General features: G+C 41.4%; 7 protein-coding genes and 2 pseudogenes. 5 read left to right on the top strand and 4 right to left on the bottom strand.

Annotated elements, in window-relative coordinates; genetic code table 11:
• Positions 1-111 precede the first annotated feature (111 nt).
• Both ACT3S9_RS12480 and ACT3S9_RS12475 read right to left on the bottom strand, forming a co-directional pair.
• Positions 112-3,210: an efflux RND transporter permease subunit gene (locus ACT3S9_RS12480; RefSeq protein WP_441992701.1), complete on the bottom strand. Its 3,099-nt coding sequence runs from the start codon at positions 3,208-3,210 to the stop codon at positions 112-114.
• Between the two features lie 3 nt (positions 3,211-3,213).
• On the bottom strand, positions 3,214-4,266 hold the full coding sequence (locus ACT3S9_RS12475) for an efflux RND transporter periplasmic adaptor subunit (protein ID WP_441992702.1): 1,053 nt from the start codon (positions 4,264-4,266) through the stop codon (positions 3,214-3,216).
• A gap of 243 nt (positions 4,267-4,509) precedes the next feature.
• On the opposite strand from ACT3S9_RS12475, the gene ACT3S9_RS12470 reads away from it, so the two are divergent.
• Both ACT3S9_RS12470 and ACT3S9_RS12465 read left to right on the top strand, forming a co-directional pair.
• Positions 4,510-5,220: a DUF2982 domain-containing protein gene (locus ACT3S9_RS12470; RefSeq protein WP_441992703.1), complete on the top strand. Its 711-nt coding sequence runs from the start codon at positions 4,510-4,512 to the stop codon at positions 5,218-5,220.
• 189 nt (positions 5,221-5,409) lie between these two features.
• Positions 5,410-5,562: pseudogene (locus ACT3S9_RS12465) on the top strand (DUF1566 domain-containing protein); the annotation flags it as partial.
• On the opposite strand, the gene ACT3S9_RS12460 reads toward ACT3S9_RS12465, so the two are convergent.
• Positions 5,550-6,659 (bottom strand): tRNA nucleotidyltransferase, encoded by a 1,110-nt coding sequence (locus ACT3S9_RS12460; protein ID WP_441992704.1) that lies wholly within the window; start codon positions 6,657-6,659, stop codon positions 5,550-5,552. The pseudogene ACT3S9_RS12465 and the gene ACT3S9_RS12460 overlap by 13 nt on opposite strands.
• A gap of 130 nt (positions 6,660-6,789) precedes the next feature.
• On the opposite strand from ACT3S9_RS12460, the gene ACT3S9_RS12455 reads away from it, so the two are divergent.
• A complete protein-coding gene (locus tag ACT3S9_RS12455; protein WP_441992705.1) occupies positions 6,790-7,713 on the top strand; it encodes an ExeA family protein in 924 nt (307 codons plus the stop codon).
• Between the two features lie 13 nt (positions 7,714-7,726).
• The gene (locus tag ACT3S9_RS12450; RefSeq protein ID WP_441992706.1) at positions 7,727-8,734 is read left to right on the top strand and encodes a general secretion pathway protein GspB; all 1,008 of its coding nucleotides are present in this window, start codon (positions 7,727-7,729) and stop codon (positions 8,732-8,734) included.
• A 285-nt stretch (positions 8,735-9,019) separates the two neighbouring features.
• On the opposite strand, the gene putA is transcribed toward ACT3S9_RS12450, so the two are convergent.
• Positions 9,020-12,826, bottom strand: coding sequence for a bifunctional proline dehydrogenase/L-glutamate gamma-semialdehyde dehydrogenase PutA (putA, locus tag ACT3S9_RS12445; RefSeq protein ID WP_441992707.1), 3,807 nt, complete (start codon positions 12,824-12,826; stop codon positions 9,020-9,022).
• Positions 12,827-13,010: 184 nt separating this feature from the next.
• Between putA and ACT3S9_RS12440 the strand changes: the two are divergent.
• Positions 13,011-13,317, top strand: a pseudogene (locus ACT3S9_RS12440) (Lrp/AsnC family transcriptional regulator); the annotation flags it as partial.
• Between the last annotated feature and the right edge of the window lie 226 nt (positions 13,318-13,543).

Genomic DNA, 13,543 nt, shown 5'->3' with positions numbered 1-13,543 from the left:
CTTTAGTATGACTTATTTTAGCGTGATAAAACATGAATAAGGAAGTTTTGAATCGAAACAGAGAAAGGGAGATGCTGTGAGTGGTCGTTCTCACAGCACTTTTTACAGTTTTTATTTATCTGATAGCGGCTTGGCAATCGCTTGTTGTTCTAGTTTATGCTCTAAAAACTCAGGAGATTGCGTTTTACGCGCTAGTGCATAGTAAGCGCCTGGGACTACAAATAAAGTTAAAATAGTGGCAACAATAACGCCAGTAAACACCACAACACCAATTACCATTCGACTCTCTGCTCCGGGCCCCGAGGCTAAAACGAGCGGTACTGAGCTCATTACGGTGGTGAGTGATGTCATAATAATTGGACGTAAACGTTGTGAGGCCGCTTGCACAATTGCTTCGCTAAACTCCATACCTTGGTCGCGTAGTTGGTTGGTAAATTCAACAATTAAAATACCGTTCTTAGCACTAAGACCAATCAACATAACAATACCAATTTGGCTATAAATATTAAGCGTTAAATCCGTTGCCCAAAGTCCCAACATAGCACCCACTAAACCCAGTGGTACTGTTAGCATGATCACAAATGGGTGAACAAAGCTTTCAAATTGTGCTGCTAGTACTAAAAAGGTAACTGTTAATGCAAGGATAAATACGTAAGTCATCGCTGATGAACCTTCGTAAAATAATTGCGATTCGCCTTTGTAATCAATAGCGCCTTCTATGTCGTTTTCTTCTTCGGCAACTTTATTTAAAAAGTTAAGGGCTTGTTCTAACGTATAACCATCCGCCAAATTTGCACTTAAAGTAATGGCTCGCATACGATTATAGCGGTTTAATCGTGATGCGGTCGCTTGTTCTTTAAGGGTAATTAAACTATCAAGTGGCACAAGCTCCTCTGAGCGAGATTTAACGTAAATATTCGAGATATCAGTCGGATCGGTAAAGTCTGTTTTAGTGCCTTTTAATATAACATCATATTCTTCACCACGGTCAATAAAGGTGGTGGCACGTCGTTGGCCAAGCATGGTTTCTAAAGTACGGCCAATGTCAGACACTGAAACCCCTAAGTCAGCGGCTTTATTTTTATCAATATTAACTAAAAACTGTGGGAAGGTTTCTTTATAGTCGTGATCTATGCGTACTAAACCTGGGTTCTTCTCAGCGCGTTCGATAATACGGTCGCGCCAATCGGCTAATTGGTCGTAGTCATTACCTTGTAGTACAAACTCAATAGGGCGTGATGAACCACCACCGCCGATACCGCTGCGCATAATAGCAAAAGCGCGAATATCAGTTACTTCAGTCATTTTTTCGCTGATTTCATCCATTACCTCCCAAGTTGAGCGCTTACGCTCATCCCAGTCAGCCATGCCCACAATAGCCACACCACCACTGTCGCCCCAACCGGGGACACGAACTAGCACTCGGCTAAGTTCGCCTGATTCAGAGTAAGGCATTAGCCGCTTTTCAATTTCGGCCATATTCGCAGCATTATTTTCATAGCTAGCGCCTTCTGGGCCATTCATTGCTATAAAGAAAGTTCCGCGGTCTTCTTTAGGAGTTAGTTCAGAAGGAATTTGCTTAAATAATAGAAAGCTTGCAACGCCTGCCAGTAGTATCGTGATGGTCAAACCGCCACTGCGTTTCATATTACTATGTAAGGAATTGCGGTAGCCTTGTTCAATTTTAGCAAATACCTTATCCATCCATTGACTGAATTTACTTTCTTTCGCCGATGGCTTTAATATTTTAGAGCAAAGCGCCGGAGATAGAGTCAGGGCGGTAATACTAGAAAAGAACACTGCAGCACTTACAGCCATAGCAAACTCAGTAAATAGTGCACCAATACGACCATCCATGAATACCAGTGGCACAAACACTGAAATAAGTACTAAGGTTGTCGCTATAATCGCAAAACCTACTTCACGCGCGCCACGAAAAGCCGCTAATAGTGGTGGATCGCCAAGTTCAATACGGCGGTGGATGTTTTCAAGCATAACAATCGCGTCATCCACTACTAAACCGATTGCAAGCACTAGGGCTAATAGAGTTAGTAAGTTAATTGAGTAGCCCATCGCAAGCAAAAACATAAAGCTGCCAACCAAGGCTACTGGCACGGTGACCGCTGGAATTAATGTTGCTCGAATATTGCCTAAAAATATAAAAATAATTAACACGACCAAGCTCATTGAAATAGCCAGGGTGTTGTATACTTCACTGATTGACTCTTTAATGAATACAGATGAATCATAGCTATCTTGTATCGTAGTGCCTTCAGGTAGGTTACGTTTTATATTTTCAAGTTCGGCGCGGGCATTATCGACTACTGTTAAAGTGTTAGCTTTGGCTTGTTTAACAATGCCTAGGCCAATCATATCGCGGCCGTTACCTTTAAAGAGGCTTTCGTCGTCAGCAGCCTCAAGTTGTACATCTGCTACTTCTCCTAAACGTACCAGGTAGCCATCAACACCGCGTTTAATTACTAGGTTTTTAAAGTCTCGCTGATTTTTGTAACTGCGAGCTGTACGTACAGTAAAGTCGCGATCGATGGATTCTATTTCACCCGCAGGTAGCTCAACATTCTCACTAAGAAGTGTGTCTTCAATATCAGAACTGGTAATACCACGTGCCGCCATGGCTTGGCGATTAAGCCATATTTTCATGGCATATTGGCGCTCACCACCAAGGCGTACATTTGATACTCCATCAACAACCGCTAAGCGGTCAACAATAAAGCGTTGAGCATAATCAGAAAGCTGTAACGAATCCATATTGGTGCTGTTTAATACAAACCAAGCAATAGGGCTTTCATCAGTATTGGATTTAGAAACTTCAGGCGGGAGCACTTGCTCAGGTAAGCTATCGAGGGCACGGGCAACACGTTCTCGAATATCATTTGATGCGGCATCAATATCGCGCTCGATATCAAATTCAATCGTAATGTATGACCGGCCATTACGGCTTGATGAGTTAATATTTTTAATGCCCTCAATGCCTGAAATCCTATTTTCAAGCACTTGAGTTATTTTTGTTTCAACAATTTCTGCTGAAGCGCCAGTATACTCAGTACTAATACTGACAATCGGCGATTCAATATCTGGAAATTCACGCAGTGGCAACATCGAAAAGGCCACTAAGCCGAAAGTTAATAATAGTAAATTAATCACAATGGCAAAAACGGGGCGCTTAACACTTATATCAGTTATTTTCACGGTTTATCCCTTCACAGTGACTTGACTGCCTGAGCGAATTTTTATAATTCCCTCAGTAACAATTTGTTGACCATCTTTAAGCCCAGCATCAATTGCAACCCAGCCGTTATGACGGCCAGTTACATTCACTTCAACCTTTTGCGCTACGCCATCGTTAACTTTAAATACAAAGTGTTTGTCTTGTTGCGGGATTATCGCTTTTTCAGGCACCATTAATGCTTGGCTTGAACTAATCTCTAAAGCGGTATTAAGTAGCATGCCAGGGCGCAGTAATCCTGATTTATTTGCAAAGCTTGCGGTTACTTCGACACTACGTGTTACTGAATCAATCCGTGAGCTAACATGGGTTACTTTTCCAGTAAATGTTTGCTCGGGGTAAGCATCACTTTGCGTCATTACTTTCATATCTAGGTGTAACTGAGCTAAGTATTTCTCAGGTACTTTGAAGTCTACTTTGATGATGCTGATATCATCAAGGTTTGAAATAATAGTCGCGCTGTTAACATAAGCGCCAACAGATATTTGGCGTTTACCTAAGATACCTGAAAAAGGCGCTGAGATAGTCATTTCAGCCAACTTGGTTTTAGCTGCCTCTAATTGCGCTTGAGTGGCGTCAACGCGAGAAAGCTGCTCTTCTAATAATGATTTTGCAGTGGCTTGTGAGCGAGACAGCTCTGTTAGACGATCTAATTGTCGTTTTTCTTCGCGTAAGTTAATACTTAACTCTTTTAAGGCTAATTCTTCTTGTTGAGATTGTAACTGAACGAGCTTTTGCCCTTTACTAACTAAGTCTCCATCATTAAAGTAAATAGCGGTGACATAGTCGCTTTGCGCACTATTAATGTAAATAGCTTGATTAGCTCGAGCGCTACCTATGGCTTCAATCAAAATCGCATTTTCTTGCTGAGCGACAGTATGAGCTGAAACTTGCGTTGTTGTTGAGGTGAGGCTATTTTGCTCACCTTGACTACTAGGTAGGTAAAGATACACACATAGCCCCAATAACAAAGTAATAATGAAAGGAAAGAGTGCTTTGCCAGATTGCTTTGAATACATTGTTATAATACCGGAAAATAAGTTGAAGGTAGTGTACAAAATAAGACCGGAGAAAAGGTGTTATATGTCTCAAAATTTTGTGACTTAGGCGTAAAAGTTAAAAATTACTCGTATTTTGTTCCTGTAATGTAACTAATTGTGAAGGTATTATGTCTTTTCAGACTAAATGTAAGCGATGTTTAAAGTTTCGTCAGTTAACTTTGTGGATGTTGGTAATGATTTTTTTTTATTGGTTTTATTACTATGTCTAGTACTTCTGAATTAGCGTTAAAATTAAGGGCGCAAGGGGCAAAAAACGGCATTGAAATATTATTAGTTGGTGCTGTTGGGCTGACTTTTATTATGTTGGTGAATTTATTAAGGCCTGCTGAGATAAGTATTTTAGAAATATTTTTAGCCAGTGCCTGTTGTGCGGCGATTTTTGTGGGGTTTTTAAAAACCCAAGAACCTTACTATAGTTTAATCATAACTGCCCATTCACTGACCTATAACCATAAGTATGGCTTTTGGTGTATGTTGCAATCTAACTTACAAAAGGTTGGTATTCCTAAAGTGGAGGAAAGCCTTGATTATTTAGAGCTAAATGCTGTGGGTATTAAGCTTAAAGACAGTGATGAGTTTTTATTACAATTAGCCCCACGTATAGCGGGTAAGTTATTAATAGAGCAGCGCCATTTATTTATGCAAGCAGTTCAAAAACACTGCAAAAATGGCAATTGCCCATCAGAATGGTTAGTAGAAGATAATCATTACACGTCAAGCAGTGGTTTTCAGTTAGATGGTTTGTTGGCAATGTTTGCTAATCGAATGCAGCACTTACAGCAATTAACGGGTTATGATTTATTATTACCTGCCAGTGTATTAGATCGCAGTATTTGGGATTTTAGCTATTGTTTAAACCATTGGCGCAAAGATCCCAATGCTTTTATAAAAGCCCATTTACCTAAAGATTGAATGATGGCGAGTATGATTTAGCGATGAGTTAAGAAAAATCTTTTATAAAAAGTGGCAGTAATACCATAATACATAAAGATAAAAAGCTCGATTTGGTTATAGTTAACGGTGAGAACCAACCTCGTATAAAAGTAACGCACAATGGCCTTGAGATCACGGCAAGCCGCTGGGATTAAAAAACGAAATAGTTTTCTCGACACGCAATTGAATAATTATTGGAGCAGTACCTCAGGAGTTTCAAGAGCTGATCTAGCGTGGGTGTATCAATTTGATAAAGGTCTTAACAGTTTACATGCAAAGACCTCGGATATGTTTTTACGCTTTGTGCGTTATGAAAAGTAACGTTTAAATACAGCTAACTGCGCTTGTTCTAGCGCGGTTTTTATATCTGCCCCTTTAATACCTTGAGCAATAAATTGTTGTGGGTTAACCGCCCTTGCTTCATGGCTTGCTTGCAATAAAGTTTGTTGATGTTCAAGTTTTCTGCATTGATTTATCTCGAGTGCGTTTAATAATGCCGTAAAGCGCTCAGGGCGCCGCCATAAATCAAGCCGATTGCAGCTTGAGAGTAACTGCTCAGGGTTTATTGTTTTAGCTGTTAGCACTTGCTGATGCTGCACTACATAACAAGCCAGATCGCGTACTTCGTTAGGTAATCTTATTGTTTGTGCAATCGCATTTATCTCGTCATTATTTAAGCTGCTGGTGGCTTGGCAAAAAAGTAATGCGGTATCGAAAATTTTATGATCATTCGCATAGTTAAAGCGTGCTTTTATTTTTTGATATAAAGCGTCATCCCACTGCTTGGCAAGTGCGGGGCTAATGGCTGTTAATGCATTTAGCTCGGCCAGTGTTTGTAAAAACTCAGCAAACGCGCCATCGCTTAATGATTTTTCACATTCAAGCCATAATCGCTCAGGCGTAAGGGTCTTTAGCTCACCTTTTCTAACCATCTGCTTTAATAATGTTTTCGTTTCATCGGCGATGGTAAAGCCTAAGTAATGATAACGGGCAGCAAAACGCGCTACACGTAAAATACGTAACGGATCGTCACTAAACGCGGATGATACATGGCGTAAAATACGGTTGTCTAAGTCTTGTTTGCCGCCGTAAGGATCAATTAAGTTGCCATCATCGGCCTTTGCAATGGCGTTAACGGTTAAATCGCGGCGCTTCAAATCATCTTCTAGGCTTACATTTGGGCTAAATTCACATACAAAGCCGGTATAGCCTTGGCCTTGTTTTCGCTCGAGGCGAGCAAGTGCGTATTCGTCTTTAGTTTTTGGATGCAAAAATACCGGAAAGTCTTTACCCACTTGTTGGTAGCCTAAATTAAGCAGTTGCTCGGGGGTTGCCCCGACAACCACATAGTCACGCTCTTTAATTTTTCGATTCAGTAATTCATCGCGAACTGCGCCGCCAACTAAGTAAATTTGCATGTTTAAAGCTTCACCAATCATTCGTTTTAATTTATTTTACGTTAATTACACAATAAACGATAACAAGGTTTTCACTTAGGCAATTTTTTTGCCATTATAGACGTTGATTTACTAAGCAAGGAATTTTAGGGTGTATTTAAGCTACTTTGGCTTGTCAGAAAAACCGTTTTCAATTGCGCCAAATCCACAATATTTATTTTTAAGTGAGCGCCATAAAGAAGCCTTGGCACATTTAACCTATGGTTTGGGTGAGTCCGGTGGTTTTGTGTTATTAACTGGCGAAGTAGGCACCGGTAAAACAACACTCACCCGCAGTTTGCTAGAACAGTTACCAAATGATACCCAAGTTGGGCTTATTCATAATCCTGCACTTTCTCAGTTAGAGTTATTAGCCAGTATTTGTGATGAATTTGCGATTGGTTATGATGAGCAAAGTGCGACCTTAAAAACCTTAACCACCGCAATTAAAAATAAATTAATGGCTAATCATGAAGCTGGTGGCCATACTATTTTAATTATTGATGAAGCTCAGCTATTAGCCCCAGATGCCTTAGAGCAACTGCGCCTACTTACCAATATTGAAACAGACTATAAAAAGCTTCTACAAATCGTATTAGTTGGCCAACCTGAGCTACAAGCGTTATTAAAGCGCAATGAATTACGCCAACTTGCTCAGCGTATTACTGCTCGTTACCATTTACTGCCGCTTACAGAAGGGCAAACTTTTGCTTACGTTAAGCACCGACTATATGTTGCAGGCAGTGAGCAGGGCGTATTTTCGACTGATGCATTAAAAGCTATTTTTCACTTAAGTGCAGGAACGCCTAGATTAATTAATTTACTGTGTGAGCGCTGTTTAGTAGGGGCGTTTGCTCAGCAGAGAACGGCTGTAGATAGTGATATTGTGATGCGCTCAGCTGCTGAAGCTTTACCGCAAAGTGATGCTTATCAAACCCAACACAGAAAGCAACAAGCCGCTTCTTATGCGTGGCTTTACCCTATCGCATTTATTGGCGTGTTCGCCTTAGGTGTTGGTTTATCCTATGTTATTTAAGAAGTTATAAACTATGTCGTACTTATTAGATGCGTTAAAACAATCACAACAAACAGATTCTGCCCAGCAGCATGATTTAGCTTTGCAGCAACAACAGCAACAACAGCAATTAAAGCGCTATCGCTTTTTAGCAATTTCTTTTGGCTTAATACTTGGCTTTTGTTTAACTTTATTTGCTGGCTTTTCAATAGGAAAGTGGCTGCAAAGCAATAACCAAAAAAAAATGTCGAACCAAAATATAGAAGTCGTCACTGAAAAGAACCCGGACTCAATAAAAGAGCCTATGAAGCTTGAAAAAAATGCAGAGCAAGCGACTAAACCTGCTACTTCACAAACAATAGCGCCGAACATTCAGCCTCAACGTAATCAGCCGCTAAATAATCAGCCTTTAGCACCAAGTAACCCGAACAATCAGCAGTATCAATGGGTGCAAGTGCCAGTAAATACACTATCAAACTATTCACAAAACCAAGCGATGATAAATAATGGTGGTGGGTCGCAAACTAACGCGCCTGTAATGCAAAACACAATGCCAAATAATGCAGCCGTAGCCGGGCCAGAAAAGCCAACTAATTCATCCGAAGCGCTCGACTTAAGTAAATACAAAGTGCTTGGTAAAGCGATTGAACAAGCCCCTGAAGAAAAAAGGGTAGTAGCTAAACAAGATGAAGAGCTTGAAGGGGTATCTGATAACTTAAAAAATGCGTTTGCCCAAGCCGTTGCCGATACCGACAAAATCGAATCTCATCAGGTAACGCGCGGTACTAAAAGTTCATCTTATGCTGACCCTATTGAGCTGCTACCCGATGGCTTACATGCCATGTTACCAAAAATTAAATACCAAGCTCATATTTATTCATCAACCCCAGACAAGCGTTGGATAAAACTTAATAACCGTGAATTATTCGAAGGTGATAGCATGGGGGAGATCCGGTTGTTAGAGATCACTCCTGAACAAAGTGTGCTGAGTTTTGACGGCTATGAGTTTAGTTTAAAAGCGCTACAGGATTGGCCTGAATAAATCAGTTTTATGCTAAAATTGATTGCTTAAAAAACGGTTGAAATCAATGTTAAAGTCGGTCGGCTTTACTGCGGCTTCAAGGCTATCTTGGCTGCGGCGATGAGCTAAATCGAGCTCTTTTATGATGTGACCGCCTTTATAAGTGGTAGGTAATGATTAATAAGTTCCAAAAGTGCGTTGTCCAAAGGAGTCTGCCTAGATTGAACAAATTCTCATCCTCAAAGGTCAACAGGCCCTTGTAAAAAGGGCATCAAATTGATGCCCTTTTGTTATATTTACGGGTGATTATTCGTCGTCTTCAACCAGCGTCATTAATGAGGTATTGCCACCAGAGGCTGTGGTGTCAATACTAATGGCTTTTTCACTTAGTAAGCGTTTGATTAGTGTATCGTAATACTCAGAGCTGATAACCGGTAGAATCGCACCTTCACGCTCAGCCAACTGTTGGCTGAAATAACCAAGACGAGAAGAGCGAGAAGCAATAACAGCCGCAGCTAAATGAGGGTGTGCCAAAATAGCTTGCAATTCGCTTGGTTTGGCTACTTGGAATACCCCTTCAGCAACACCGGTTGCGATAAATTTATCTTTGAAGGCAACGGCTTCTTCATAAAATAATTCAGAGGCTACGGCTATCACTGTATTACCTGCTGCAAGGGCCGTGATAATAGAGATAGCCCAAAAGTTAAATGAAGTGCTCTTATCGGCGTAGCAAACAACACAGCCTCGTGGCTCAAGGTGTAGAGTGTTTGATTCCCCCGTTGGTCCCGGTAGCACAGTATGTTTACGCATGCGTTTTTCAAGGCGGTTAAGCTGTGCGCGAGCATCTGAAAGTGTTAAGGCTAAATCGTCGGCTAGATCGTCAATAATTTCAACGGTTGCGATTTTAGCAAGTAACTGACGTACAGCTGAAACACGGTCATTGAGGGCTGTTCTGCGCCAAACTCTTTCATCACGAACGGAGTTTGCCATGAGTGCATCAACTTGCTCTGCAGCACCTTCGTAGTGGTGTAAATCAAGCTCGTCAGGAGTTAAGTTGGTCATTTGTACGTTATCTGGAGAGGCAACCTCTTTAACTAAACGTTGTAAGTAGTTAGGACCACCCGCTTTAGGACCCGTCCCTGATAAACCACGACCACCAAATGGTTGTGCACCGACAATTGCGCCAATCATGTTACGGTTTACGTATACGTTCCCTGCACGTGATAGCTTAGCTAATCGTTCGCATCGCTCCTCTATACGCGAATGAATACCCATAGTTAAACCAAAGCCGGTGCCATTTATTTGCTCAACAACGTTTTCAATATCAGTACCTTTAAAGCGTATGATATGTACGCATGGGCCAAATACTTCTCGTTTTAATACAGATAAATCTTTGATTTCGTATAAACGCGGAGCAAAGAAGTACGCGCCGTTTTCAGTGTTATCAGGAATGTTGCACTCGTAATGAAGTGTGGCTTTGTCTTTTAAGTACTCCACATGTTCATTGAGGTTGTTAAGCGCTTTTTCATCAATCACAGGGCCGACATCGGTCGAAAGTAATGATGGGTCGCCAACATGTAGCTCTTTTAATGCACCAGCAAGCATTTCAATAATGCCGTCAGCAACATCTTCTTGAATAAAGAGTACCCGTAGTGCTGAACAGCGTTGTCCCGCACTTTGGAAACCAGAGCTAATTACATCATCAACGACTTGCTCAGGTAGTGCGGTGGAGTCAACAATCATACAGTTTTGACCACCCGTTTCTGCAATTAGTGGCACTTGTGTATCGGTACGAGCAGCAAGTGTTCGCGAAATTAAGGTACCGGTATCGGTTGAGCCAGTGAACATTACCGCTTGAATGCGCTCGTCAGGGACGATGGTTTTACCCACATCACTGCCGCTGGCAACAACCGGCTGTACAACATGTTCAGGTAAGCCTACAGAAAGCATTAGCTCAATAGCGCGAAGCGCGATAAAGCTAGTTTGCTCCGCGGGTTTAGCTATAACCGTATTACCAGTGACTATTGCAGCGGCGACTTGGCCTGTAAATATGGCTAGCGGGAAGTTCCACGGGCTAATACATAAAATAACACCACGAGGTTCAAAGCGCTCATCTTCAGCAAGCTCTTCTGCACGGGCTGCGTAGTAGCGGCAAAAATCAACGGCTTCACGAACTTCATCAATGCCATCTTGAGCGACTTTACCGGCTTCTTTAATACATATAGCGACTAATTCATCGTGATGACGCTCTAAAATATCGGCAATACGGCGCAGTAAGTTAGCGCGCTCTTTTACGGATGTTTGTGACCAAGATTCAAAAGCCGTTTCGGAGTTTTCTAGTATTACTTTCATGTCATCGCTATTTTGCAGCTTCACATGACCAATAATTTCTTTGTGGTTCGCCGGGTTCTTTACTGCTAATGCACCTTCTGGTACTTGGCTTTGCTCAATATTGTGCTCGCGAAACCAGTTATCAAGGTTTTCTTTGAGTGGCGTAATAGCATTGATATCGGTTAAGTCCATGCCTTTTGAGTTGGCGCGTTCATCACCGTATAAATCAATTGGCATTTTGATTTGCGTATTATATTTATTACGTAAGCCCTGCAATGTTTCGACTGGGTCAGGTAGTAATGCTTCAACGGGGTGTTTTGTGTCTACAATTGCATTAACAAATGAAGAGTTTGCACCGTTTTCAAGTAAACGACGAACTAAATAAGCAAGTAAGTCTTCGTGTTCACCAACGGGCGCGTATACGCGGCATTGCAGTTTTTCTTTTTCAACTATTTGGTCAAATAATGATTCGCCCATACCGTGCAGACGTTGGAACTCAAAGCCTTCATGGTTGCCTTTAGCCACTTCTAAAATAGTCGCTGCAGTATAAGCGTTATGCGTCGCAAACTGAGGATAAAGCACATCACGTGCTTCCAGTAATTTAATGGCGCAGGCTTTATAACATACGTCAGTGGTCGCTTTACGGGTAAAAACCGGGAAGTGATCTAAACCACCTTGCTGAGTGGTTTTAATTTCAGTGTCCCAATAAGCGCCTTTTACTAAGCGCACCATCAGTCTACGTTTGGATACGCGACGAGCAAGGTCGGTTAGCCATTCAATTACAAAAATTGCGCGCTTTTGATATGCTTGTACAGCAAGGCCAAAGCCATCCCACTCACCTAAGTCATCATCACTAAATAACGCTTCAATAACATCCAATGATACATCTAAGCGATCCGCTTCCTCGGCGTCGACTGTAAAGCCAATATCGTAACTTTTAGCCACCATTGCCAGTTCTTTAAGTTTTGGCAGAATTTCGTTCATTATACGTTCGCGGTGGGTAAACTCAAAGCGAGGATGGATAGCCGACAGCTTAACTGAAATACCTGGGCTTTTTACTGGGCCGCGGCCATTAGCAGCTTTACCAATTGAGTGAATCGCTTTTAAATAGCTTTGGTAATAGTTCTCAGCATCTTCCATAGTACGGGCGGCTTCACCAAGCATGTCATATGAATATACATAGCCTTTACGCTCTGTATCGGCTGCTCGCTCAATGGCTTCGTCAATGTTTCGGCCCAGAACGAATTGTTTACCCATAACCTTCATAGCAAAGTTTACAGAACGGCGAATAACCGGCTCGCCAAGGCGGCCTATAGTTTTCTTTAACATACCAAACTGTTGTTCTTTGCTTTTATCATTATAGTTAACCATTTTACCGGTAACTAATAAGCCCCACGATGATGCATTTACAAATAATGAATCACTACTACCTAAATGTGAACTCCAGTCGCCATTAGCGAGCTTGTCACGGATAAGTGTTTCTTGAGTGTCTTTGTCTGGAACGCGAAGTAGTGCTTCGGCCAAACACATTAGTACGACACCTTCTTCAGTTGAAAGTGAAAACTCATTCAATAGTGCATCAACACTACTTTGCCCATCAAGATCTTCACGAATTTGATGTACCATTTGACGAGCACGTTCCCAAGCACGGCTTCGCGCTTTTACGCCCACTTCTGCTAATGGTAAAATATGAGTAATCACTTCATTTTCGTCTATACGGTAGAAATCACGAATTTTTTGCCTGATAGGACAAGTTGTTGTTAAATCGCCTTTGAATAACATAAGCAACCCTCAAGAGTGTGGAGTGTCTTTAAGCAAATTACTTTGCTCGTCGATTTTCATTGTAGTAATGCGTGCATTCTAATGAAATTCCAGCAGAATATGCTGGTTAAATTTTACGTTTTACGATAATTCACAGGGCATACTTTAAGCTTATCCACATAAAATTCTGCCATGGCAAGTCTAAATATATGGCGCATGCTCGATCTTATCAATTTTAGATGTTCTGCAAAAAATGGCAGAATTTCAAATGTTAACCTTGCTAAGCAGGTTAACTTAAGCCCAAGCCCATGTCTAGACCGTATAAAACGGCTTGAACAAGAAAGATATATTGAAGGTTATTACGCCAAACTAGTGAGGCTAAACTTAATCAACGTTTAGACGCTCATATGCAAGTATCGTTAGTTACCTAACACAGCTGTGGTAGTGGGGACGTGGGCATATTCTAAAAAAACCAAGTTATTGGGTGCTAGATGGTCGTCGGGAGTAATGACTAGTTACTGAAAAATCGCGTCCCGGGCATGGATGAGTACAGCCACGTTTAGGCGAGATGGCAGCGCAATTTAAAATATGCACAAATAAATTATGAGCGTACTGCACTTTACAGAAGTGCTGTGATTGCATTTTTTGTTAGTGAGTGGCTTGCGAGCGCTAAAATAAAGCTATCATCGGTTCGGGTTTATCTGATGTTGATATATTTAGTGCATAAAGTAAAAAAGC

Source organism: Pseudoalteromonas sp. AOP31-A2-14 (genome assembly GCF_052378035.1).
Lineage (GTDB): Bacteria > Pseudomonadota > Gammaproteobacteria > Enterobacterales > Alteromonadaceae > Pseudoalteromonas.
Note: the sequence above shows the minus strand (reverse complement) of the source record. Positions and strands in the feature narration are given on the sequence as shown.

Bases quoted from the DNA above. Each gene is read 5' to 3' on its own strand.
- ACT3S9_RS12460 (WP_441992704.1), bottom strand. From the start codon at position 6,659: ATGCAAATTTACTTAGTTGGCGGCGCAGTTCGCGATGAATTACTGAAT.
- ACT3S9_RS12450 (WP_441992706.1), top strand. From the start codon at position 7,727: ATGTCGTACTTATTAGATGCGTTAAAACAATCACAACAAACAGATTCT.
- ACT3S9_RS12470 (WP_441992703.1), top strand. From the start codon at position 4,510: ATGTCTAGTACTTCTGAATTAGCGTTAAAATTAAGGGCGCAAGGGGCA.
- ACT3S9_RS12475 (WP_441992702.1), bottom strand. From the start codon at position 4,266: ATGTATTCAAAGCAATCTGGCAAAGCACTCTTTCCTTTCATTATTACT.
- putA (WP_441992707.1), bottom strand. From the start codon at position 12,826: ATGTTATTCAAAGGCGATTTAACAACAACTTGTCCTATCAGGCAAAAA.